Genomic DNA, 22,102 nt, shown 5'->3' with positions numbered 1-22,102 from the left:
TTGTTAAGCTTTACTTTACATGTCCTTCACCTCTTCCTTCAAGTATTATGGTGTTTTGAAAAAACGCCTATTACGGCGTTTTAGTTTTTTTATGGTTTAATACGATGCAACATACGTGGGAATGGAATAGCTTCACGGATATGTTTTGTTCCTGCTGCGAAGGTTACCATACGCTCGATACCGATACCAAATCCACCATGTGGTACTGTACCATATTTACGAAGGTCAAGGTAGAATTCATACTCTGTACGATCCATACCAAGTTCTTCCATCTTAGCGACAAGGGCATCGTAGTCTTCCTCACGCATAGAACCACCGATGATTTCTCCATACCCTTCTGGTGCCAGCAAGTCTGCACAAAGCACGCGCTCTGGGTTACCAGGAACTGGTTTCATGTAGAAGGCCTTGATGGCTGCTGGGTAGTTCATGACAAAGGTTGGTACACCAAAGTGGTTTGAAATCCAGGTTTCGTGTGGTGAACCAAAGTCATCTCCATGCTCCAAATGCTCGTAGTCAGCATCTTCATCATTTTCATGCTCTTGCAAAAGGTCAATGGCTTGATCGTAAGTGATGCGTTTGAACGGCTCAGCAATGTAGCGTTTCAAGAGCTCTGTATCACGTTCCAAGGTTTCCAAGGCTTGAGGCGCACGATCAAGAACACCTTGAAGAAGGGCTTTAACATACGCTTCTTGCAAGTCAAGTGACTCATCATGTGTCAAGTAAGAGTACTCCGCATCCATCATCCAGAACTCAGTCAAGTGACGGCGCGTTTTTGATTTCTCCGCACGGAATACTGGACCAAAGTCAAAGACACGGCCAAGAGCCATAGCTCCTGCTTCTAGGTAAAGCTGACCTGATTGGCTCAAGTAGGCTGGCGTTCCAAAGTAGTCAGTTTCAAAGAGTTCAGTTGAATCTTCTGCCGCATTTCCTGAAAGAATTGGGCTATCAAACTTCATGAAGCCGTTCTTATCAAAGAACTCATAAGTTGCATAAATGATAGCGTTACGGATTTGCATCACAGCCACTTGCTTACGAGAGCGGAGCCACAAGTGACGGTTGTCCATCAAGAAGTCTGTTCCGTGTTCTTTTGGTGTGATAGGGTAGTCTTGAGATTCACCAATAACTTCGATATCTGTAATATCGAGCTCATAACCAAACTTAGAACGCTCGTCTTCTTTGACAATCCCTGTCACATAAACAGAAGTTTCTTGGCTCAAGCGTTTAATGGTGTCAAATTTTTCAAGACCTACCTCTTCACCAAATTTTTCAATAAAGTTTGGTTTAAAGGCTACACCTTGGAAAAAGGCTGTCCCATCACGTAATTGCAAGAAGGCAATTTTCCCTTTTCCTGATTTGTTGGCAACCCAAGCGCCAATCGTCACTTCTTGACCAACGTAGTCTTTTACATCGATAATTGTTACACGTTTTGTCATTATTTTTCCTTTTCTATTCTTCTTTATGGCAAACTGCCTCTATGTTATTTCCATCTGGGTCAATAATAAACGCAGCATAGTATCCCACATGGTAATTTTTACGTTCGCCAGGTGCACCATTATCCTTTCCTCCAGCAGCCAAAGCTACATGATAGAAAGCATCTACTTCTTGACAAGTTCGAGCACTAAAGGCAAAATGCATCGGCTCTTGTTGACCAACATTTAGCCAAAAATCACCACCTGGATCCACATCTCGCGGTTCTGTGAAACTAACGACCTGCCCCGTATCAAATTGAAGGTGATAATTTAAAGTAGCTAAAGTAGCTTGATAGAAAGCTTTAGAAACTTCTAAATTCTTTACCTTAAGGGTAAAATGATCTATCATTATAATTCCTCCATAAACTGATGCAAACGGCGAATAGCTTCTTTCAAGGTATCCAAGTCTGTGGCATAGCTGAGACGAACATTTTCTGGTGCTCCAAATCCAGCTCCTGTAATCAAGGCAAGACCAACTTTTTCAAGGATAGCTGTTGTAAAGTCCGTCACATCGGTATAACCCTTCATCTCCATCGCTTTTTTAACATTTGGGAAAAGATAGAAGGCTCCTTGGGGCTTGACAACTTCAAATCCTGGTACTTGGCACAAGAGAGGATAAATAGTGTTCAACCGTTCCTCAAATGCTTGGCGCATGGTTTCGACAGAATCTTGCGGTCCAGTTAGGGCTTCAATGGTAGCATATTGCGATACAGCAGTCAGGTTGGAGGTTGTTTGTCCTGTTAGTTTGCTCATAGCAGCGATAATCTCAGGATTTCCCACAGCATAACCTACCCGCCAACCAGTCATGGCATAGGCCTTAGATACACCGTTAATCACTATGGTTTGCTTGCGAATAGCTTCTGACAGACTAGAGATTGGAACAAATTCGTTCCCGTTATAAACCAAACGACCATAAATATCATCTGCTAGGATAAGGACATCATGTTCAACAGCCCAATTTCCGATAGCCAAGAGTTCCTCACGAGAGTAGATCATACCGGTCGGATTGGATGGCGAATTGAGAACCAAGACCTTGGTCTTATCTGTCCGAGCCACTTCTAGCTGCTCTACTGTTACTTTAAAGTGATTGTCTTCCTTTGCCTGGACAAAGACTGGCACTCCTTCTGCCATTTTGACCTGGTCCCCATAGCTGACCCAGTATGGTGTAGGAATAATGACCTCATCACCTGGATTGACCACAGCCATAAAGAAGGTGTAGAGAGAGAACTTAGCACCAGTGGCAAAGGTAACCTCATTAGCTGCTACAGAATACCCATAATAGCGTTCAAAATAGGTATTAACAGCCGCTTTTAACTCTGGTAGGCCTGAAGCAACTGTATAAAAGGAAGCTCGTCCATCTCGAATCGCTTCTATCGCTGCATCCTGAATGTTTTCAGGAGTATGAAAATCAGGCTGACCCAAGGTTAAGAAAAGAACATCCTTTCCTTGAGCTTTTAATGCTTTGGCTCTTGCATCACTAGCTAGAGTGACGCTTTCTTCCATTTCTAGTACACGTTTGGATAGTTTCATATGCCCTCCTTATTGGATCACTGCTCCTGTTTCAAAGTCAACCAGATAGTACTGGTTTCCTGACTTAACTTCCCAAATCGGCTTATCCTGATAACGACCAAAGGTGGTTTTGTCAATGTCGCTAGCTCCTTTTTCCCTCGAAATCGTCGCTGCCTTGTCTTGAGAAATCCCCTTATCTAGCTGATAAACATAAATCTTATGTTCATTCTTTTCAATCAGTACGGCAATGGCCTCTTGCTTTTTATTATGCCCCAGAACGCTGTAATAGCCTTCTAGCCCATTATAAAAATCAACCTGGTCTGCCTGTTCCAATTCTGCATACTGCTTGGCTAGTTTTTCTCCCTCAACTCTAGCATCTTGATAGGGTTTCATGCTGAGTGATATCAGATAAAGGAAGGAAGTGGTCATGACTAGTACTACCAGAGCAATGCCGATTCCATACTGTAAAAGTAGCTTGTTTTTTGCTTTTTTCTGTCTTAGTTTCACTCGTCTATTTTACCATCTCTCCTCTTTTATTACAAGTGAAGATAGAAACATTCTAAGAATCTTTTCCTATAAAATATAAGTTCTTGTTTTTCTCTCTCATTATTGATAAAATAACCTTATGAAACAATATTTGAAAAAGAAAATTTCCGATAATCAACTAGACTTAAAAACAGCTATCGTCCTCAATAAAGCCATACGAACCTTTAAACCATATGAAGCCAAGGCCGCTAAAGAACATAGGCTAACACCCACTCAATTTTCAGTTTTGGAAACCCTCTATAGCAAGGGGGAACTACGCATTCAGGATTTGATTGAAAAAATGTTGGCCACTTCTGGAAACATGACTGTTGTCATTCGAAATATGGTTCGAGATGGATGGATTTCTAGAACTTGTGACCCGAAAGATCGTCGATCCTTTTTCCTAAAATTAACACCTGCAGGACGCAGAAAAATCGAAGAGGTTCTTCCTGACCATATCGATTCTATCTTAGAAGCACTCAGCATCTTGGAAGATGGCGAAAAGGAAGACTTAATCCGGATTTTAAAAAAATTTAAAAATTTGTGAGCAAAATTATTGCTAATTAGTATCATTTGTTGTAACATAGATGGTGACAAAAGAGTTCGCTCTTTGAATTTTAAACTAAAGGAGACAAATCATGTCTAAAAAAGTATTATTTATCGTCGGTTCACTACGCCAAGGTTCTTTCAACCACCAAATGGCCCTCGAAGCTGAAAAAGCACTTGCTGGAAAAGCGGAAGTTAGCTATCTTGATTACTCAGCTGTTCCTCTCTTCAGCCAAGATTTGGAAGTTCCAACTCATCCAGCTGTAGCTGCTGCTCGTGAAGCAGTCCTTGCTGCGGATGCGATCTGGATCTTCTCTCCAGTCTACAACTTCTCTATCCCTGGAACAGTGAAAAACTTGCTTGACTGGCTCTCGCGCGCCCTTGACTTGTCTGATACACGTGGTGCTTCTGCCCTCCAAGACAAGTTTGTTACTGTCTCATCTGTAGCCAATGCAGGTCACGAACAACTCTTTGCTATTTACAAAGACCTCTTGCCATTTATCCGTACACAAGTCGTTGGTGACTTTACAGCTGCTCGTGTCAATGACTCTGCTTGGGCAGACGGAAAATTGGTGTTACAAGAAACAACTGCTTCATCACTTGCAAAACAAGCTGACGACCTTCTTGCAGCCATCAACTAATCAAACAAAAACCAGCTCGAATGAGCTGGTTTTATGCTTGTTTCATAAAGACGAGTTCTAAGTCACTGGATAAATCAGGTTGGTAGTCAAAACCTGCAAAACTGAGCTGGCGAGCTTGTTCAACAGTTTGAACTTGCCCTTCTATCAAGGTGGTCAAAAAGGCGCCACGGGCTTTTTTTGAAATGGTTGAGTGAATCTTCAGCTGACCTGCCTTGTCCTCCATAAATTTGAAGGTCACCATCTTTTCTCTGATTTCCTTCGAAAATACGGTTTCAAACTCTGATGATAGGAGTGAAAATATCAAATCCTCATCCTGTAGTGCCTCATCGTAGGCTGGCTTCCAATGACTCTTTAAAGTCTTACCAGCAACTTTTAACTTCATCAAGAAGTCCAAACGATGAGGAGCCATGGGCGACAAGGCGGGGACAACACCGTATAAAGCCGAGGTAATCAGGACATGATCTTCAAGATAGGTTTGTTCAGCCTCGGTTAACTCATCTCGTTTGATGTGACGATACATGAGACCATCAAAGAGTTTCAAGGCTGGATAGTTTTTAGCCCTGTGATCTTTTAGAGCTTGAATATGAGCGTACTCTTCTTCTGCTTTCTCAGCAGATACTTTATAAAAAGTCTCTAATTCACTAGCTGAGTAATGCGCCAGTGAGTTAAGGACTGCCTGACTTTCTTCCCTCAAAGGGAGCGCTTCGATACAAGGAAGGTCTGTGTTCATTTCTTTTGCTGTTGGGATTAAAATTTTCATATTGTTAGTGTAGCATATTTTTTAACCACAACCAAGAATTTCATCTTAAAAACCTCGGTTCATACCGAAGTTTCTTTTACTTGACTTTAAAGGTCTTGAGATAGTTATCTTTTCCAACTAGACCTTCGAAGGATTGGCCATTTTCGAGGTAAGGGAGGTCGTCTGACACGGAAGCCTTGACCTTATAAATCTTGCCATCAACTTTAAAGAAGTAGACGGTATCCCCCTTGATAACAGCTGATTTAAGGTCTGAAACCACTCCCTTGATGTTTTCTACCGTTTCATTATCCAGCTCTAGGTCGTTTTTATTGGCATATTTGCTGAGGAGTTCATCTACTGTAGCTGCTACGATGACGTTTTGGTACTCCACTGCGTCTACCAAAGCATACTCCTTGACCAAGCCTGCGTTGTCTTTCAAGCCCATGATATAAAGAGGCTTGTCATTGAGATTAACAAGGATAGGGAAGGTAGCCTTGTAGGCCTTCTCCTGAACGGCTCCTTCAGCGGAAGCACGGGCAGATTCTTCAGTTGCTGAAGCTAGGTTGTACTTGGTGATTTCACCAGTACGCATATTTTCAAGGATAAATCCTAGATTGCTTTCGTCAGCATTGGCTGAAGTCACCCCTGTGTAGAGATAAATGTCATTTCCGATAGAAAGATAGTTATAGCCCTCCGTCGTTTGGGTAACATTTTTCTTAGAAATCAAGGCATTCCAGAAGCCATCTTTATACTTGCCGTTGTAGTTGATTTGTTCGATGGTTTCTTCTGCTGGATAGACACGATCCACCCATTCTGGGACTTCATCCAAGCTGTATTCCTTGGTTTCTCCATTGGTGGCGTCTAAGATAATAACAGACGAAGGGCGAGGGACTCCTAGACCAAACTGTTTTTGATAAACGGTTGCTACATAGAAGGGATTGCCTTCATCATCCACCTCAAAGGATGGGGTTTTAAAAATCTTGGTTGGGTACTTAATCCGAAGATGGCGTTTGACATCGCGGTTAAAATACTCAGAGTCTGAATACTTCATTGGCGTTTTTAAATCCACCAATTCCGCATTTCCTGTCACCATATCAACCTTGATATACTCGCCAATTCCCTTGGACTGATTATTAAACCATTTGATCGGGTCGGCATACTCCAAAGGTGTCACCCGATAGGGTTTGCCATCAACCGTCAGCTGAGTATAAGTATCTGCTGCTACGTACTGGGAGACCTTATCCGTCAGAGAGCCTAGATAACGGTCTCCAATCTTTTCTGCAGTGCTCCGATCTAGGATTGGAACCTTACTGGTATCACTCTTAGGAAAATCTTTAAAGTCTTTTTCTGTGATAGACACTACATTAGCATAATTTTTTGCTTGGAAAAAGCTAGAGGTTACTAGACTTACCAGACCAGCAAGGACAAAGATGATAGCTGCAGTCAGAAACAATCCTCTACTAAGTTTGGTAAAAAGGAATCCTTCTAGATTGAGATCTTTGGCAGCCTTGCCATGACGTAGGTGAACTGTCTTGAGGAGATTGGTATCCTTGCGGAAACTAAACAAAATTCCCATCACCACCAGATGCCCACAGAGAAAGAAGATGAATTCCCAACTAGTCAGATTGAAGGGTGGTAAAAAGATATACCATGTCGTTGCGATAAAAACAAGTTCAAAAATTATACGTTTCATCTGAATTCCTCCTAAATGATCCGTCCTTCCAAATGATCCAGTTCATGTTGGCAGATCTGAGCTGGAAAACCCGTCAGCGTAATGGTCTGTTCCTGCCACTTGCTATCACGATAGGAAACCGTAATCGTTTCATAACGAGTTGTTGGTCGCACCCCAGTCAAGGACAAACACCCTTCCTCTGTCTCGTAAGGTTCTTTATAGGAAAGGAGAACGGGATTAAACATGACTATGGGAACCAAGCCAAGATTAAAGATAATCACGCGCTTCTGCACGCCAATCATATTAGCCGCTAGACCGACACAGGTCTCGCGATTGGCCAGCATGGTATCCTGTAAATCTCTAGCTAGATAAAGGTCTTCCTGCCTTGCAGGTTTCGAGACCTGCGACAAAAATAAGACATCTCGGACAATTTTCTTTTCCATTCTCTTACGCTCCTTGCCATTTTACTTTATTATAGCACAAAAGCGGATAACTCCTAACTATTCTCCTCAAATGCAAAAAAAGCCATCCGAAGATGACTTTCTTTTTAAATCGCGTTCTTATCAAAACCAAGCTTGCGTTGAACAAACTTGACGATTTCGACAATGAGTATCATTGAGAAGCTTCCAGCCATGACAATTCCCCATTGTGACAAGTTCAGTTTGGTTACGTGGAAGATACCTTCAAGCGGCTCTACGACGATTGTTGCCATCAAGAGGATGAAAGATACCAAGATAGACCAGTTGAAAGTCTTAGACTTGAATGGTCCGACTGTCAAGATAGATTGGTAAACAGACTTGACGTTGTAGGCATGGAAGAGCTGAATCAAACCAAGTGTTGCAAAGGCCATGGTGAGGGCATCAGCATGAATAGCTTGATTGTCACCCACATGAACTGGATAGGCAAGAGCAAGACCATAAACGGTCAAGACGAGTGCCCCTTGGAGTACACCTTGATAGATGATGGAACTCATGACTCCACCTGAGAAGAAGCTTGATTTGCGTCCACGTGGTTTGTGGGTCATAACACCTGGCTCAGCTGGCTCAACACCGAGAGCGATAGCTGGGAAGGTATCGGTTACCAAGTTAATCCACAAGAGATGAACTGGCTGTAGGACATCCCAACCAAACAAGGTTGATAGGAAGATGGTTAATACTTCAGCAGTATTTGCAGAAAGCAGGTACTGGATGGTCTTTTGAATGTTTGAGAAGACCTTACGTCCTTCTTCAACTGCGACGATGATAGTCGCAAAGTTATCATCCGCAAGAATCATATCAGAAGCACCCTTAGAAACCTCTGTACCAGTGATTCCCATACCGATACCGATATCGGCTGTTTTCAGAGCTGGAGCGTCATTAACACCGTCACCTGTCATGGCAACGACCTTACCTTGGTTTTGCCAAGCTTTGACGATACGAACCTTGTGTTCTGGAGATACACGCGCATAAACAGAATATTGACCAACTACTTTTTCAAATTCTTCATCAGAAAGTTCGTTGAGTTCAGCACCAGTCAAGACATGGTCTTCCGAGTCATTTTCGTCGATAATTCCCAAACGTTTGGCAATAGCTTCTGCTGTGTCTTGATGGTCACCCGTAATCATGATCGGACGGATTCCCGCTTCTTTAGCGACACGAACAGCTTCTGCTGCTTCGGCACGCTCAGGGTCAATCATCCCAATCAAACCAGTAAAGATCAAGTTGTTTTCAAGCTCTTCAGAAGTGAGATTTTCTGGAATGCTATCAATAATCTTATACGCACCTGCAAGGACACGCAAGGCTTGGTGAGCCATTTCAGAGTTGTTTGTATGGATTAATTCAGTGACTTTCTCATCAATCGGAGCAACATCTCCAGCCTTATCACGAGCAACACAACGTTTCAAAAGTTGATCTGGAGCTCCCTTAACTGCCACGAGGAATGTACCATCTGGCAATGGATGAACCGTTGACATGAGTTTACGATCTGAGTCAAACGGCAATTCAGCTACACGAGGATATTTCTCTAAGAACCCTTTAACATCATAGCCCTTGTCCAAGGCATACTGGATGAAGGCTGTTTCCGTTGGATCCCCGATCAGGTTTCCTTCAGCATCAATCTTGGTATCGTTGGCCAAAACAACAGAACGAAGAAGCGGCATGTCCAAGCCAAGATCAATGTCATCAGCAGAGTCATGTAGGACTGCGTCATAGAAGACTTTCTCGACTGTCATCTTGTTCATGGTAAGCGTACCAGTCTTATCAGAAGCGATGATTTCTGTTGAACCAAGCGTTTCTACTGCTGGCAACTTACGAACGATAGAGTTTCGTTTTGCCAAAACTTGAGTACCAAGGGCAAGAACGATGGTTACGATAGCAGGGAGCCCTTCTGGGATGGCTGCAACAGCAAGCGCAACAGAAGTCATCAACTCACCAAGTGGATCTTTACCTTGAATGAAAACACCCACTACAAAAGTAACAAGGGCAATGACCAAGATAGCGTACGTCAAGACCTTAGAAAGGTTGTTCAAGTTTTGTTTGAGTGGTGTATCCGTCTCATCCGCATCTTGGAGCATGCCAGCGATATGACCAACTTCCGTGTACATACCTGTATTGACAACAACACCAAGACCACGACCATAAGTCACGTTTGAGTTTTGGAAGGCCATATTGACACGGTCACCAATACCAGCATCGGCAGCGAGCTCTACGGTCAAGTCTTTTTCAACTGGAACAGACTCACCTGTCAAAGCTGCTTCTTCGATTTTAAGAGAATTAGCTTCTAGCAAAAGTAGGTCTGCTGGCACTACGTCACCTGCTTCAAGGGCAACGATATCTCCTGGCACCAATTCTTTGGAATCAATTTCTGCCATGTGTCCATCACGAATAACGCGAGCAGCTGGACTGGACATAGATTTGAGGGCTTCGATGGCTTCTTCTGCTTTTCCTTCTTGGTAAACACCGAAGGCAGCATTGATGATAACCACGGCAAGGATAATGATGGCATCTGCGATATCTTCCCCACCAGAAGTTATGACAGACAAGATGGCTGCAGCCACCAAAATAATAATCATCAAATCCTTAAATTGCTCGATAAACTTGACTAGGAGAGATTTTTTCTCACCCTCTTCCAGTTCATTACGTCCATATTCAGCTAGGCGTTTCTGCGCTTCGCTTGACGAAAGACCTTGCTCAGTTGCTTCAACTGACTTCAAGACCTCTTCAGGACTTTGAGTATAAAACGCTTGGCGTTTTTGTTCTTTTGACATGTGTCTCCTCCTTGACATTGTGTGCAAAACAAGTTCTCTTTTAGTTTTATGACAAACAAAAAGAGACCTGTTAATCATAACAAGTCTCGCTGTTTAAGATAGTGCCGGAAAACATACTTTTCAGTATACAATTCGGAATGACGACACTATCACAGGTTTCTGCCAGCTACTCCCTTGAGTAGTACTATTATATCAAAATTTGAACAATTTTCAAGAATTAAAATCCGATGAAACACTATCTGGATCAAAAGTACGTTCACTGATAATGTATCTAGGACGGCGTTTTGTTTCCAGATAAATCTTTCCAACATATTCACCAATTACGCCCAAACTAATCAATTGAACTCCACCAAGTAGGCTAACTATTGCATAGGTACTCGCCCAGCCAGCCACGACTGTACCAGCAAACTTACTCCATACAACCCAAATAATCAATAGAAAACTAAAGAGTGACGTCAAAACACCAAGACTTGTAATCAACCTAATCGGCTTTATTGATAAACTAGTAATGCCATCCATAGCCAAACCAAGCATTTTAGACAGTGGATAATGGCTCTCACCAGCAATTCGTTCATGACGCTTATATGAAACGTAAGAATATTTAAAGCCAACTAAAGGCATTAAACCACGAAGAAAAAGATTGACTTCAGTGAATTTTTCTAATTCCTTCAAGAATCTTTTAGAAACCAATCGATAGTCGGCATGATTAAAAACAACTTCTGCTCCAAATAGGCGTAGCACTTTATAAAAACCTTCAGCTGTAATTCGTTTAAATGCAGAGTCCGTATCACGGTTATCACGTACACCGTAGACAATTTCAGAACCGCTTTTATATTCTTCAATCATTTTATCCATACAATTGATATCATCTTGTCCATCGGCATCAATGGTAATGACAATATCAGCAAACTGAATGGCCTCATACATACCTGCAAGGACACTACTTTGATGACCCCTGTTACGACTTTGTGACACACCAACTACAAAAGGGATGGATTTAGCATAAGTTTCTATCAGTTCCCAAGTCCGATCCTTACTACCATCATTGACATACATAACTTTACTATGGGGATGGATTTCTTCTTTCTTTACTAGTTGCTTAATTTTTTCAACAAACATTGGATTAGTATGTGGTAAGACTTGTTCTTCGTTGTAACATGGAACAACGATATATAAAATTGGCTTGTGTCTACTCATCTTTTTCTCCTAATATTTTTATCCCAAAAGGAAAGTTGGTTCCTCTAAACACCCTGACTATCAATTCGCAGCCCAAAATTGTCAATAAAGCTACAAAAACTGTTATTATATATTGATTAACAAAAATTCCAGTATATTTAGTAGACAATTCTTTGACTAATTTTTCTACTAACACCAGAACTATCGGCGAATGTATTCCATAATAAATCAACGTTTTTTGTCCGATTGATTTCAAAATGGAACTCTCTGGAATTGTTTTAAAAAATATAAGAACACTCCAAATTCCTGAAATAGCTGCCAAGTAAAATAAGAAATGATTCCCAATTTGCTGATAATACAAATCAACAATTTGATGGCCACTCACTCGATAGTTTAGTTTACTACTATAATTGGTAAGAATAAGTCCAATCGGTAAAAAGTAAATCGAAAAATACTTTTCTAATTGATGTAAATTATTCTTAGTCCATACTCCCAGCAAGATGAAAATCAGAGCAACAGGAACTAAATCAATATTCCAAATTAAATAATACTCCCTCTCATATACCTTCTGTCCGATATAGACTAAAACCAAGAGAGATAAGATTATTATTATCCACTGAGCCAAATTCCATTTTCTCTTTAAAATAAAATAACTGAAAACATGAGCCAAAAACATCACATTCAAAAACCATAATTGAAAATAAATATGCAAACGATCTGAAATCAGTAACTGTTTTGTAAAATGAAGAATATTGAAACTCAGAACTTGATCAGGGTACATGACAAAAAGTTGAAACAGAAAAACAAAACTATTCAGCAAGAAAAAAGGAATAACTAAACTCTTTACCTTATTTAAACAATAGCCTGAGAAGGTTTCGTATTTTCTAACATTCAAAGTAAAACCAGATAAGAAAAAGAACAACGGTATGTGGAATGAATAGAGAAGCAACTTAGCATTATTTGGAACAAAGCTACTATGTCCAATGATAACTAATATAATCGCTAAACCTTTAGACATATCTATGTAACCAATTCGATTCTTCATACTATCCTCCTGTTCCTAATTTTAATCGATAAACGCTCATATCTGAAGTTACAGATTCAACCTCCTCAAAGTAAACATCCTTCTGATAATGTTCTTTCATGATTTTTTTAACACTATCCATATTCCCTGAGGAAGTGGACCAAAAGAAGAGAATATTCTGATTGTTGATTGCAGAAGACAACAGATTATCAGGTTCTTCAACTCCGTATCTCCTCATTTGTTGATAATAATGTGGAGAAAAAGTCTGCCAATTTCCTAATGTTGTCGTATTTGTCACTAACTGATTGGTTCTTAATTTAAAAGTTGATAATGTAGGCTGAGATGATACCAAAGTGCCATATCCACCGAAAACAATAAGTTTATCCGAATTCCTCTGTACAAGATTTTGGTACTCTGAGACTACTGACGATTGAATATAGGGAAACCAATACAGTTCTTGTCCAAGCTGATTTATCCATGCTGCCCCTACTAGTATCCCCATTATTTGTATGCTAAGGAATACCTTCCTCTTATCAAATAAACGTCTTTTTTCATAAAATGATCGAGCATAAAAAAGAAATACTAATAAGAAACATACTATTAGAGGGATATATACGCGCTCTACTACCCTCTGTCTAACAAAGAGAGCTCCAATTAAAAGTAAGGGGAAAATCGGTACAAACCATCCGTATAGCTTCGTAGGCTTAAAAATCAAAAACCAACTAATCAGTATTATAGAGAAGGTTGTCAGGATACTATTCTTAAAAAAATCTGATATCATCTGAGGCAGATTAAACGAGTATTTCTCTGAAAGGGAACGAACAGACTGGATGTTTGTTAAAAGAGTATTGCTAAGGGCTTTTTTTTCAGCAAATAACCAGTAGGTTGAAACATTCAAATCATTCTCACTTACTCCCAAAGCTTCATATTCATTCGCATGTCTTTGATAATCAATAGCAGGATAATCTCTCAAATTAGTACTTAGGGTATTCCATGTCAAATATTCTTGTACGTCAGCTTTCCCTAGTGTATATAGTTTATTGGAAGCAAAAATCAGTAAAATGACGCTAAATAATAAAACAACTTCTTTTCTTTTTTTAGAAGATATCCACTCAAAAAGCAGAAAAGGGAATAACAGTAAAACAAAGCTCGATATAATTTGAGGTCGAATAGATAAACCAATGAACAATAGTGATAGTCCAAAAATGTACCTTTTGTCAAATAGTAAAAAAGTTGCTGCTGTAGCTGATAAATATGCGATAACGGAAAAAGAAAAATATTTAATAAGTATCAATTGGGCTAAAAACACTATCGGAAGCAAAAGATACAGTTTTTTCTTATAAAAAAAGATAGCATAGACGCCAAAACTAATACAATAAATACTAACTAAAAAACAAAAATAAATATTCCAATTTGTAAAAATTTGTTGTAGTAAAGCTAAACCTGAAGATAATAGAATTCCCATATAAGGTAATAACATATTCTCCCCAGATAATATAGTTTGGTTCACCATGATATCATCTACAACAGGATATTCAAAACCTCTAAATGATATATAGAGATAAAAAAATAAAAATGGCAAAAATAAAAAACTTAAGCTAAGTAGCCTATTGACCATATTTTTATTTATCATTACAAGCTCTCTTTCAAATAAATATTACCCTTCAATTCTACCACATTTCCTTCTAAAAAACTAGCTTACCTCCAATCTTATAAGCCTATATCGTTTGAATTTTCCCTTGAAAACCAGTATAATGGTAGAATACTATATGACTAGAAAGGAAGCCCGATGAACCAATCCATGTCAAATCTCAAATTGGCAGAACGTGGAGCCATTATCAGTATTTCAACCTACCTCCTCTTGTCTGCGGCAAAATTGGCAACTGGTCACCTCCTGCATTCTTCCAGTTTGGTGGCAGATGGTTTTAACAACGTATCCGATATTATCGGAAATATAGCACTCTTGATCGGGATTCGGATGGCTCGCCAACCTGCAGACCGTGATCATCGCTTTGGTCACTGGAAGATTGAAGATTTGGCTAGTTTGATTACTTCCATCATCATGTTCTATGTTGGTTTTGATGTTCTTCGGGACACCATTCAAAAAATTCTCAGTCGGGAAGAAACGGTCATTGATCCTCTGGGCGCAACTCTGGGAATCATTTCGGCAGCGGTCATGTTTGCCGTTTATCTCTATAATACTCGCCTCAGTAAGAAATCCAAATCCAAGGCTCTCAAGGCAGCTGCCAAGGACAATCTTTCCGATGCTGTGACTTCGCTTGGGACTTCCATTGCTATCCTAGCCAGCAGTTTCAATTATCCGATCGTAGATAAATTGGTCGCTATCATCATCACTTTCTTTATCTTAAAGACAGCCTATGATATCTTTATCGAATCTTCCTTCAGTCTTTCAGATGGTTTTGATGACCGGCTACTGGAAGACTACCAAAAGGCCATCATGGAAATTCCAAAGATTAGTAAAGTCAAGTCCCAAAGAGGGCGTACCTACGGTAGCAATATCTACCTTGATATCACCCTGGAGATGAATCCTGACCTATCAGTCTATGAAAGTCACGAGATTGCGGATCAAGTCGAGTCTATGCTGGAAGAACGTTTTGGGGTATTTGATACCGATGTCCATATCGAACCAGCTCCCATACCTGAGGACGAGATTTTAGACAATGTCTATAAAAAACTGCTCATGCGTGAGCAATTGATTGACCAAGGAAATCAGCTAGAAGAACTCCTTGCTGAAGACTTTCTCTATATTCGTCAGGATGGGGAGCAGATGGACAAAGAGGCTTATCGAGCCGAAAAAGAACTTAAAGCTGCGATTAAGGACATTCAGATCACTTCCATCAGTCAGAAAACAAAACTCATTTGCTATGAGCTAGATGGCATCGTCCACACTAGTATCTGGCGTCGCCATGAGACTTGGCAAAATATTTTTCACCAGGAAACAAAAAAAGAATAGAAAAATCCTGTCATTGCGACGGGATTTTTCTATTCTTCTAACTATCAAACTCACTTAGGTATTCATAGCGTTCGTATTTTTCAAGGAGTTCTTCATTTTTCTCGTTTAGCTCTTTCTGAAGCGTCGCCAGTTTGCCAAAGTCGGAGCCATTTGCCTGCATTTCTTCTTCAATGGCTGCGATACGATTTTCCAAGGCTTCAATATCGCCTTCAATGCTTGCCCACTCCTGTTTTTCTTGGTAGGTCATGCGTTTCTTGTCTTCACGGACTTTGACTACTTTTTCTTTTTCGGCCTTTTGCACTTGATTGGCCATCTCTGTTTCAAAGGCTTTTTCATCAAGGTAGTCGGTGTAATGACCAAAGAAAGGGCGGATGTTGCCATTCTCAAAGGCGAGAATCTTGGTCGCTACCTTATCCAAAAAATAACGGTCGTGGCTAACTGTCAATACAGGCCCTGAAAAGCCCTGCAAGAAATTCTCCAAAACTGTCAAAGTTGCAATGTCTAGGTCATTTGTCGGCTCGTCCAAAAGAAGAACATTTGGTTTTTCCAAAAGTAATTTGAGGAGATAAAGACGTTTTTTCTCGCCACCAGACAATTTCTCAATCAGGGTTCCATGCGTCGAACGTGGGAAGAGGAACTGCTCCAGCAACTCAGCGATGGAAGTCGTAGAACCACCACTAGTCTTAACCTCTTCTGCTACTTCCTGCAGGTAATTGATAACGCGCTTGCTCTCGTCTAAACCTTCAATTTGTTGAGAGAAATAGGCAATGCGAACCGTCTCACCGATGATCACTTGACCTTTAGTCGGCTCAAGACTTCCTGCGATGAGATTAAGCAGAGTTGACTTCCCCACACCATTATCCCCAACGATTCCGATACGGTCTTTTGCTTGCACCAAGAGATTGAAATTTTGTAATATCGGCTTGTTCTCATAAGCAAAGGAAACATCTTTAAACTCGATGACCTTCTTACCAATACGGCTAGTTTCAAAGTTCATAGTCAAGTCTGTCTCAGCAACGCCGCCTGAAATTTCCTTTTTCAAGTCGTGGAAACGATTGATACGAGCCTGCTGCTTGGTTGCACGCGCCTGCGGTTGTCTGCGCATCCAGGCTAATTCTTGCTTATAGAGTTGTTCCTTTTTGTGGAGAAGTGCTGCATCACGCTCATCTTGTTCCGCCTTGAGGCGAACATAGTCCTGATAATTTCCCTGATACTCGGTCAAGCCTGCTCGGTCCAACTCGAAAATCCGCGTTGACAGCGCATCTAGGAAATAACGATCGTGAGTGATAAAAAGGACGGTTTTCTTGGAATTTTTCAAAAAAAGGGTCAGCCACTCAATGGTCGCAATGTCCAGGTGGTTAGTTGGCTCGTCCAGCAGCAAGAGGTCGTGGTTTCCTAGGAGAACTTGCGCCAACTGAACCCGTCTTCTCAGACCACCTGACAATTCGCCAACTGGAGTCGATAAGTCCTGAATACCTAACTTGCTAAGAACGGTCTTGACCTGGCTTTCAATTTCCCAAGCTTGGAGAGAGTCCATTTCCGCCATAACCCGTTCCAAACGAGCCTGCTTGTCCTCGCTGTAGTTGAGCATGAGGAGTTCATACTCACGAATCAACTGGATTTCCTTGAGATCGCTAGATAGGACCGTATCCAAAACCGTCTTACTATCATCGAATTCTGGATCCTGGGTCAAATAGCCAATCTGATAATCATTCTTAGCCAAAAATGGACTGACATCACCATCAAAACCTGAAACTCCAGAAAGAACATCTAAAAGGGTAGTCTTACCCGTTCCATTGACACCAATCAGACCGATTCTATCCAAATCATGGATGATAAAAGAAATATCCTTAAAAACTGTCTTGTCACCAACGGATTTGCTTAGTTTTTCAACAATAAAATCACTCATTTTTTCTCCCTCAGGTAAGCATGGATGGCTTGACGGTCATTTTCCAATTCTCCATCAACAATGGCAAACTCAATCTCTGTTAAAACCTCTCCCAAGGCTGGACCTGGCTGATAACCATATTCCTTGATTAAAACACCACCGTTGATCTGGATTTCTTTCTTATCATGAATGGTTAAGCTCTGATAGGTTTTTGTGATTGCTTGTGGGTTGACTTCTTTTCCTTGAGCCTGACGAAGACTTTCAGCTTGTAGAAGGGAATCCAAGTCAAAGCGGTAACAATCGCGCTTGCTCAGCTCTCCTTCTTCTCGCAAAGCCAAAATAGTCAGCAAATCCTGAACCTGCTTGGCAAACTGGCGTGAAGTTTTCCAATGTTTCAAAAATGGCTGTGCATCTTTAATCTCCAAAGCCCACAAAAGAGCCGCCCAGGCTTGTTCAGAAGAGGCAAAGGTGAAATCAGCCTCTAAATCAAACAATTTTTGAAGTTTATCTCGACTGTCTGCCATATCAGGGAGATAATTATAAGCTTGACTCTCAATCATGGAAGACAGACCAACTCGCCAAAAAGGTGCCAGCAAGAGTTTATCAAACTCAACGAAGGTGCGCTCCACAGAAATCTTCTCCAAGAGCGGCGTCAAAGTCTTCATCGCCTCAAATGTTTCTGGCTCAAGTTCAAAACCTAGACTGGCCTGAAAGCGGAAGCCACGCATAATGCGCAGAGCATCTTCGTTGAAACGCTCACTAGCCACTCCAACTGCTCGCAAGACTTGTTTTTCCAAATCTTCTAAACCATGGAATAAGTCAATGATTTCTCCTGTCTCATCCAAGGCAAAGGCATTAACTGTGAAATCACGACGCTTGAGGTCCTCTTCTAGCGAACGCACAAAGGAAACCGCACTGGGTCTGCGATAGTCCACATAGACATCTTCGGTCCGAAAGGTCGTCACTTCATATTCCTCATCCCCATCTAAAACCAAGATAGTTCCATGTTCAATTCCGATATCGACTGTTCGCGGAAAGATCTGCTTGGTTTCCTCTGGATAGGAAGAAGTCGCAATATCCACATCGTGGATGGGACGATTGAGGAGGGCATCTCGAACAGAGCCCCCAACAAAATAGGCCTCAAAGCCTGCTTCTTTAATTTTTTCTAGTACTGGTAAAGCCTTCTGAAATTCAGAAGGCATTTGTGTTAATCTCATAATAAGTGTTCTAATCCATAGACAAGCTCATGACGCTTGACAACTTCTTTGATTCCTAAATTCACCCCTGTCATGAAGGAGCTGCGATCATAGGAGTCATGCCGGAGGGTCAATCCTTCTCCCTGATTGCCAAAGATGACTTCTTGATGAGCTACCAAGCCTGGTAGACGGACCGAATGGATGCGCATGCCTTCAAAGTCAGCACCACGAGCACCCGCAATCAATTCTTCCTCATCAGGCGCACCTTGCTGGATTGATTCCCGAACTTCCGTCATCAACTCAGCCGTTTTAATGGCTGTTCCACTCGGAGCATCTTTTTTCTTGTCATGATGGAGCTCGATAATCTCCACATTTGGGAAATATTTGGCAGCCTGCGCCGCAAATTGCATGAGCAAGACAGCTCCCAAGGCAAAGTTAGGGGCAATCAAGCCACCCAAATTTTGCTTACGAGAAAATGCTTTTAGTTCTGCAATTTCCTCACTAGTGAATCCAGTTGTTCCAACTACTGGAGCGAAGCCATTTTCAAGAGCAAATCGTGTATTTTCGTAGGCTACGGCTGGTGTGGTAAAGTCTACCCAGACATCCGCTTCAAAACCAGCCAAGTCAGCCTTATCATTGAAGACAGGAATACCCTGCCATTCTGAATCAGACTCAAAAGGATCCAAAACTGCTACTAAATCTAAGTCTGGATCAGCCAAGACCATCTGACAGGCAGCTTGGCCCATCTTTCCCTTAAATCCAGCAATAATTACTCGAATACTCATCTCTACTCCTGTCTGAGATACAAAGCCTGTAAGAACAATCTAGACGATTGGTGTATAGCTCAAGGCGATACTACCTTCTCCAAGGTGGGTCCCAATGACACTACCAAAGCTAACAATTGGGATCTCAGAATTCACATCACTCTCAATCAAAAGTTGGCGTAAATCTGCCGCCTTTTGAGGAGCGTTCCCATGAATGACTGTAATACGGTAGTCCCCATCTTTTGTCAACTCTTTGATGATTTCCACCAAACGTTTGATTGCCTTCTTTTCCGTACGAACTTTTTCGTAAACTTCAATCACCCCTTGGTCATTAAAGTAGAGGATAGGCTTGATACTGAGGAGATTTCCTAAGATGGCAGCCCCATTTGACAAACGTCCTCCCTTAACCAAGTGGTCGAGGTCATCTACTATGATAAAAGCTGAATTATCAGCAATTTGGATCCCCAACTTCTCCTGAATCTGGGCAAAATCATCGCCTTGTTCTGCCCATTCAAAAGCACTCTCCACCATAAATCCTAGAGGGGAACTTGTGATATGGGTATCTGGAAAGGCAATGGTCAAGCCATCATACTCTTCTAACATATACTGGATATTCTGATAAAAACCTGAAATCCCTGACGAAAGAAAGAGTCCCAAGACATGGGTATAACCCTCGTCTTTCAAAGAACTTAGAATCTCATCCAATTTGGCAATACTTGGTTGACTGGTTTTAGGCAATTCTGCAGACTGAGCCATTTTTTGATAAAATTCCTCAGCAGTCAGATTGACACCTTCGACATACTCATCCCCATCAATATTGACAGGAATATCCAGGATAAAAAGATTCTCTCTCTGCAGCGTCTTCTCCTCTAAATAGGCTGAAGAATCTGTAATGACAGCTAATTTCATGACTAAAACTCCAAATTGATCCCTGGAAGATCCAAGGCGATTTCTGTTACTTCATACGTCAAACGGTTGAGCATATTTAAACATGGACGTGCCAAGTTTTCAACTTCTTCTTGGTTAAATTCGCTTGGTTCGTTGACAATACGACCTTCCACATGGTTAACTTGAGAAATTGTTCCACTGATGACAAATTTGTCAAAGACAATCATGAAACTCAAGATAACGACTAAAGAAGTCACTTGGTTTTCTTGGTCATGTTGGAGCAACTGAAAGTTCACATCTACCTTAGTTTCAGGGGTTCCATTTTCATTTTCCCATTCAAAGTTACGAGCATCAAAGTGATACTGGCTAACAAATTCTTGTTCTCGTTTAAGATTCATTTTTCTCTCCCATTGCTACAATTTACTATGCAATTGTACCACATTTTTATCTTTTCATCTAGTTTTCTAGGCTTTAGTCAATACCGATTTCATCTTTAACAACAGCAGCAATCGTATCTACGTAGTAGTTAACTTCTTCTGTTGTTGGGGCTTCTGCCATAACACGCAAAAGGGGTTCTGTTCCACTTGGGCGGACAAGGATACGACCGTTCCCTGCCATCTCTTCTTCCATCTTTTCGATGATTGCCTTGATGGCTGGTACTTCCATGGCTTTTTCTTTCATAGCATTTTCCACTCGGATATTAACCAGTTTTTGTGGGTAAATCGTCACTTCTGATGCTAGTTGAGACAAACTCTTACCTGTTTCTTTCATGATTTTAGTCAATTGGACAGCTGATAATTGACCATCACCTGTTGTATTATAATCCATCAAGATAACGTGACCAGACTGTTCACCACCAAGATTGTAGCCTGATTTTCTCATTTCTTCAACGACATAGCGGTCACCAACTGCAGTGACTGCCTTATTAATGCCTGCGCTGTCCAAGGCCTTATGGAAACCAAGGTTAGACATAACGGTTGTTACGATAGTATTTTGGGCTAACTGGCCTTTTTCAGAAAGGTATTTCCCGATGATATACATGATCTTATCACCATCAACGATGTCGCCATTTTCATCAACAGCAATCAAACGGTCACTGTCTCCGTCAAAGGCCAAACCGATAGCTGACCCACTTTCTTTGACCACTCCTTGAAGGGCTTCTGGGTGTGTAGAACCCACATTCAAGTTGATGTTAAGACCATCTGGTGTCTCACCGATAACTGTCAACTGGGCACCAAGATCAGCAAAAATCTGACGGGCACTTGTAGACGCTGCACCGTTTGCTGTGTCCAAGGCCACTTTCATTCCCTCAAGAGGAGCTCCAGTTGAAACAAGGTAGCCTTCATACTTACGTAAGCCTTCTGGGTAATCCACCAAGGTTCCCAAGCCTTCTGCACTTGGACGAGGAAGAGTATCTTCAGCAGCATCCAGCAAGGCTTCGATTTCTGCTTCTTTTTCATCATCAAGTTTGAAGCCATCCCCACCAAAGAATTTAATTCCATTATCAAGGGCTGGGTTGTGGCTAGCGGAAATCATGACACCTGCACTGGCTCCCTCAGTTTTGACCAAATAAGCTACTGCTGGTGTCGCAAGGACACCGAGTTTGTAGACGTGAATTCCTACAGAGAGAAGACCTGCCACCAAGGCAGATTCTAGCATTTCTCCTGAGATACGTGTATCACGTCCTACAAAAACTTTAGGGGCTTCTGTTTCGTGTTGGCTAAGAACATATCCACCAAAACGTCCCAGTTTAAAGGCCAATTCTGGCGTTAGTTCTACGTTTGCTTCTCCACGGACTCCATCAGTCCCAAAATATTTACCCATTTTATTTATCATCCTTTTCTATT

The 22,102-nt window shown here is 41.3% G+C and carries 20 protein-coding genes; 3 read left to right on the top strand and 17 right to left on the bottom strand.

What is annotated here, in order from left to right:
* Positions 1 to 89: 89 nt before the first annotated feature.
* The 4 genes from asnS to GOM48_RS03195 are packed head-to-tail and all read right to left on the bottom strand — an operon-like array spanning position 90 to position 3,485.
* A complete protein-coding gene (asnS, locus tag GOM48_RS03210; RefSeq protein ID WP_000167131.1) occupies positions 90 to 1,433 on the bottom strand; it encodes an asparagine--tRNA ligase in 1,344 nt (447 codons plus the stop codon).
* A gap of 13 nt (positions 1,434 to 1,446) precedes the next feature.
* Positions 1,447 to 1,818, bottom strand: a complete 372-nt coding sequence (locus GOM48_RS03205) for a VOC family protein (protein ID WP_132973876.1) — start codon at positions 1,816 to 1,818, stop codon at positions 1,447 to 1,449.
* On the bottom strand, positions 1,818 to 2,999 hold the full coding sequence (locus tag GOM48_RS03200; protein ID WP_235098345.1) for a pyridoxal phosphate-dependent aminotransferase: 1,182 nt from the start codon (positions 2,997 to 2,999) through the stop codon (positions 1,818 to 1,820). Before GOM48_RS03200 ends, GOM48_RS03205 begins: the two co-directional genes overlap by 1 nt.
* Positions 3,000 to 3,008: 9 nt before the next feature.
* The gene (locus tag GOM48_RS03195; protein WP_235098343.1) at positions 3,009 to 3,485 is read right to left on the bottom strand and encodes a DUF5590 domain-containing protein; all 477 of its coding nucleotides are present in this window, start codon (positions 3,483 to 3,485) and stop codon (positions 3,009 to 3,011) included.
* A gap of 118 nt (positions 3,486 to 3,603) precedes the next feature.
* On the opposite strand from GOM48_RS03195, the gene GOM48_RS03190 reads away from it, so the two are divergent.
* Both GOM48_RS03190 and GOM48_RS03185 read left to right on the top strand, forming a co-directional pair.
* Complete coding sequence (locus GOM48_RS03190; protein ID WP_235098341.1) at positions 3,604 to 4,050, top strand: MarR family winged helix-turn-helix transcriptional regulator; 447 nt, start codon at positions 3,604 to 3,606, stop codon at positions 4,048 to 4,050.
* Positions 4,051 to 4,141: 91 nt separating this feature from the next.
* Positions 4,142 to 4,690, top strand: a complete 549-nt coding sequence (locus tag GOM48_RS03185; RefSeq protein WP_235098339.1) for an NAD(P)H-dependent oxidoreductase — start codon at positions 4,142 to 4,144, stop codon at positions 4,688 to 4,690.
* Between the two features lie 31 nt (positions 4,691 to 4,721).
* On the opposite strand, the gene yaaA is transcribed toward GOM48_RS03185, so the two are convergent.
* The 7 genes from yaaA to GOM48_RS03150 all read right to left on the bottom strand — a co-directional run bounded on the left by yaaA (position 4,722) and on the right by GOM48_RS03150 (position 14,178).
* On the bottom strand, positions 4,722 to 5,450 hold the full coding sequence (gene yaaA, locus GOM48_RS03180) for a peroxide stress protein YaaA (protein ID WP_235098337.1): 729 nt from the start codon (positions 5,448 to 5,450) through the stop codon (positions 4,722 to 4,724).
* 76 nt (positions 5,451 to 5,526) lie between these two features.
* On the bottom strand, positions 5,527 to 7,122 hold the full coding sequence (locus GOM48_RS03175; RefSeq protein ID WP_235098335.1) for a hypothetical protein: 1,596 nt from the start codon (positions 7,120 to 7,122) through the stop codon (positions 5,527 to 5,529).
* An 11-nt stretch (positions 7,123 to 7,133) separates the two neighbouring features.
* A complete protein-coding gene (locus tag GOM48_RS03170; protein WP_235098333.1) occupies positions 7,134 to 7,544 on the bottom strand; it encodes a peptide deformylase in 411 nt (136 codons plus the stop codon).
* Between the two features lie 104 nt (positions 7,545 to 7,648).
* Positions 7,649 to 10,345, bottom strand: coding sequence for a cation-translocating P-type ATPase (locus GOM48_RS03165; protein ID WP_235098331.1), 2,697 nt, complete (start codon positions 10,343 to 10,345; stop codon positions 7,649 to 7,651).
* Between the two features lie 210 nt (positions 10,346 to 10,555).
* Positions 10,556 to 11,542, bottom strand: a complete 987-nt coding sequence (locus GOM48_RS03160) for a glycosyltransferase family 2 protein (protein ID WP_235098329.1) — start codon at positions 11,540 to 11,542, stop codon at positions 10,556 to 10,558.
* Positions 11,535 to 12,566 carry an acyltransferase family protein gene (locus GOM48_RS03155; protein WP_235098328.1) on the bottom strand — a complete coding sequence of 344 codons (1,032 nt, stop codon included), beginning with the start codon at positions 12,564 to 12,566 and terminating at the stop codon, positions 11,535 to 11,537. The genes GOM48_RS03160 and GOM48_RS03155 overlap by 8 nt, the downstream gene beginning before the upstream one ends.
* A gap of 1 nt (position 12,567) precedes the next feature.
* The gene (locus GOM48_RS03150) at positions 12,568 to 14,178 is read right to left on the bottom strand and encodes a hypothetical protein (protein WP_235098326.1); all 1,611 of its coding nucleotides are present in this window, start codon (positions 14,176 to 14,178) and stop codon (positions 12,568 to 12,570) included.
* Positions 14,179 to 14,334: 156 nt separating this feature from the next.
* On the opposite strand from GOM48_RS03150, the gene mntE reads away from it, so the two are divergent.
* Positions 14,335 to 15,519 carry a CDF family manganese efflux transporter MntE gene (gene mntE, locus GOM48_RS03145; protein ID WP_235098324.1) on the top strand — a complete coding sequence of 395 codons (1,185 nt, stop codon included), beginning with the start codon at positions 14,335 to 14,337 and terminating at the stop codon, positions 15,517 to 15,519.
* Positions 15,520 to 15,556: 37 nt separating this feature from the next.
* On the opposite strand, the gene GOM48_RS03140 is transcribed toward mntE, so the two are convergent.
* The 6 genes from GOM48_RS03140 to glmM all read right to left on the bottom strand — a co-directional run bounded on the left by GOM48_RS03140 (position 15,557) and on the right by glmM (position 22,079).
* Positions 15,557 to 17,428 carry an ABC-F family ATP-binding cassette domain-containing protein gene (locus GOM48_RS03140; protein WP_235098322.1) on the bottom strand — a complete coding sequence of 624 codons (1,872 nt, stop codon included), beginning with the start codon at positions 17,426 to 17,428 and terminating at the stop codon, positions 15,557 to 15,559.
* Positions 17,425 to 18,624 (bottom strand): CCA tRNA nucleotidyltransferase, encoded by a 1,200-nt coding sequence (locus GOM48_RS03135; RefSeq protein WP_235098320.1) that lies wholly within the window; start codon positions 18,622 to 18,624, stop codon positions 17,425 to 17,427. The genes GOM48_RS03140 and GOM48_RS03135 overlap by 4 nt, the downstream gene beginning before the upstream one ends.
* Complete coding sequence (gene dapB / locus GOM48_RS03130; RefSeq protein ID WP_235098318.1) at positions 18,621 to 19,388, bottom strand: 4-hydroxy-tetrahydrodipicolinate reductase; 768 nt, start codon at positions 19,386 to 19,388, stop codon at positions 18,621 to 18,623. Before dapB ends, GOM48_RS03135 begins: the two co-directional genes overlap by 4 nt.
* Positions 19,389 to 19,427: 39 nt before the next feature.
* Entirely contained in the window at positions 19,428 to 20,276 is an 849-nt protein-coding gene (locus tag GOM48_RS03125) for a DegV family protein (protein ID WP_235098316.1), read from the bottom strand.
* A gap of 2 nt (positions 20,277 to 20,278) precedes the next feature.
* Positions 20,279 to 20,653 carry a DUF1149 family protein gene (locus GOM48_RS03120; RefSeq protein WP_173257867.1) on the bottom strand — a complete coding sequence of 125 codons (375 nt, stop codon included), beginning with the start codon at positions 20,651 to 20,653 and terminating at the stop codon, positions 20,279 to 20,281.
* Between the two features lie 73 nt (positions 20,654 to 20,726).
* On the bottom strand, positions 20,727 to 22,079 hold the full coding sequence (gene glmM, locus GOM48_RS03115) for a phosphoglucosamine mutase (RefSeq protein ID WP_235098314.1): 1,353 nt from the start codon (positions 22,077 to 22,079) through the stop codon (positions 20,727 to 20,729).
* Between the last annotated feature and the right edge of the window lie 23 nt (positions 22,080 to 22,102).

The organism is Streptococcus oralis (assembly GCF_021497885.1).
Lineage (GTDB): Bacteria > Bacillota > Bacilli > Lactobacillales > Streptococcaceae > Streptococcus > Streptococcus oralis_BQ.
The sequence above is the reverse complement of the archived record's forward strand: the minus strand, read 5'-3'. Positions and strand labels throughout refer to the sequence as shown.

Excerpts from the sequence above, each read along its gene's own strand:
- asnS (WP_000167131.1), bottom strand. The coding sequence starts at position 1,433 with ATGACAAAACGTGTAACAATTATCGATGTAAAAGACTACGTTGGTCAA.
- GOM48_RS03205 (WP_132973876.1), bottom strand. The coding sequence starts at position 1,818 with ATGATAGATCATTTTACCCTTAAGGTAAAGAATTTAGAAGTTTCTAAA.
- GOM48_RS03200 (WP_235098345.1), bottom strand. The coding sequence starts at position 2,999 with ATGAAACTATCCAAACGTGTACTAGAAATGGAAGAAAGCGTCACTCTA.
- GOM48_RS03190 (WP_235098341.1), top strand. The coding sequence starts at position 3,604 with ATGAAACAATATTTGAAAAAGAAAATTTCCGATAATCAACTAGACTTA.
- GOM48_RS03185 (WP_235098339.1), top strand. The coding sequence starts at position 4,142 with ATGTCTAAAAAAGTATTATTTATCGTCGGTTCACTACGCCAAGGTTCT.
- yaaA (WP_235098337.1), bottom strand. The coding sequence starts at position 5,450 with ATGAAAATTTTAATCCCAACAGCAAAAGAAATGAACACAGACCTTCCT.
- GOM48_RS03175 (WP_235098335.1), bottom strand. The coding sequence starts at position 7,122 with ATGAAACGTATAATTTTTGAACTTGTTTTTATCGCAACGACATGGTAT.
- GOM48_RS03170 (WP_235098333.1), bottom strand. The coding sequence starts at position 7,544 with ATGGAAAAGAAAATTGTCCGAGATGTCTTATTTTTGTCGCAGGTCTCG.
- GOM48_RS03165 (WP_235098331.1), bottom strand. The coding sequence starts at position 10,345 with ATGTCAAAAGAACAAAAACGCCAAGCGTTTTATACTCAAAGTCCTGAA.
- GOM48_RS03160 (WP_235098329.1), bottom strand. The coding sequence starts at position 11,542 with ATGAGTAGACACAAGCCAATTTTATATATCGTTGTTCCATGTTACAAC.
- GOM48_RS03155 (WP_235098328.1), bottom strand. The coding sequence starts at position 12,566 with ATGAAGAATCGAATTGGTTACATAGATATGTCTAAAGGTTTAGCGATT.
- GOM48_RS03150 (WP_235098326.1), bottom strand. The coding sequence starts at position 14,178 with ATGATAAATAAAAATATGGTCAATAGGCTACTTAGCTTAAGTTTTTTA.
- mntE (WP_235098324.1), top strand. The coding sequence starts at position 14,335 with ATGAACCAATCCATGTCAAATCTCAAATTGGCAGAACGTGGAGCCATT.
- GOM48_RS03140 (WP_235098322.1), bottom strand. The coding sequence starts at position 17,428 with ATGAGTGATTTTATTGTTGAAAAACTAAGCAAATCCGTTGGTGACAAG.
- GOM48_RS03135 (WP_235098320.1), bottom strand. The coding sequence starts at position 18,624 with ATGAGATTAACACAAATGCCTTCTGAATTTCAGAAGGCTTTACCAGTA.
- dapB (WP_235098318.1), bottom strand. The coding sequence starts at position 19,388 with ATGAGTATTCGAGTAATTATTGCTGGATTTAAGGGAAAGATGGGCCAA.
- GOM48_RS03125 (WP_235098316.1), bottom strand. The coding sequence starts at position 20,276 with ATGAAATTAGCTGTCATTACAGATTCTTCAGCCTATTTAGAGGAGAAG.
- GOM48_RS03120 (WP_173257867.1), bottom strand. The coding sequence starts at position 20,653 with ATGAATCTTAAACGAGAACAAGAATTTGTTAGCCAGTATCACTTTGAT.
- glmM (WP_235098314.1), bottom strand. The coding sequence starts at position 22,079 with ATGGGTAAATATTTTGGGACTGATGGAGTCCGTGGAGAAGCAAACGTA.